At 54.5% G+C, this 642-nt stretch carries 1 protein-coding gene; it reads right to left on the bottom strand.

Going from position 1 to position 642, the window contains the following annotated elements:
- Positions 1-85 precede the first annotated feature (85 nt).
- Positions 86-556, bottom strand: a complete 471-nt coding sequence (gene agaV / locus RZO55_RS12475) for a PTS N-acetylgalactosamine transporter subunit IIB (RefSeq protein ID WP_318064613.1) — start codon at positions 554-556, stop codon at positions 86-88.
- Positions 557-642: the final 86 nt, after the last annotated feature.

Raw genomic sequence — 642 nt, 5'->3', positions numbered from 1 at the left:
CAAAACGTTGAATTGATCGATTCCGGCGATCCCCGCCCATAAAGCGAGCAAAACCGCTTCCATCAGCATGGCGGATCATCGCTCCCTATAGCAGATCGAGGATGTTTTTCCCTTTTTCACTCGGCACCCGCCGGATCTCCAACAGGATCCCCAGCCGGTGCAAATTCCGAAACGCCTCCTTATCCTGCTCATCCACGGCAACCGTGTTGGTCAATGGCTCCTTTCCCTCCGAATAGTGCATGTTGCCGATGTTGACCTTCCGGATCGGAACCCCTCCCCGTACCAGCTTCAACACATCCTGCGGCGTCTTGACGATCAGGGCGATCTTTTGCTCGTCACTCGCCTGTCCGATTTTGTCGATGGTCTCCTGGATGGTGAAGTAGCGGGTGTCCAGTCCCGGCACCGCCATATCCATCAAACTTTGCTGCAACGGATCCTTCGCCACCTCATCATTGGCCACCACAATCAGATTGGATCCGACGTGATTGGACCATGTCACCGCCACTTGACCGTGAATCAACCGGTTATCGATCCGGGTCCACAGGATATTGGGCACTGGCGATCCCCCTCACCGACCGATCGGTAATCCCGCTCGTTTTGACGTCGAGGAGATCCGTCCATTGGTGTAAAATTCATATTCAT

The sequence above is a fragment of the Clostridium boliviensis genome (genome assembly GCF_033342255.1).
In the GTDB taxonomy this organism is placed as follows: domain Bacteria; phylum Bacillota; class Clostridia; order Lachnospirales; family Lachnospiraceae; genus Lacrimispora; species Lacrimispora boliviensis.
The sequence above is the reverse complement of the archived record's forward strand: the minus strand, read 5'-3'. Positions and strand labels throughout refer to the sequence as shown.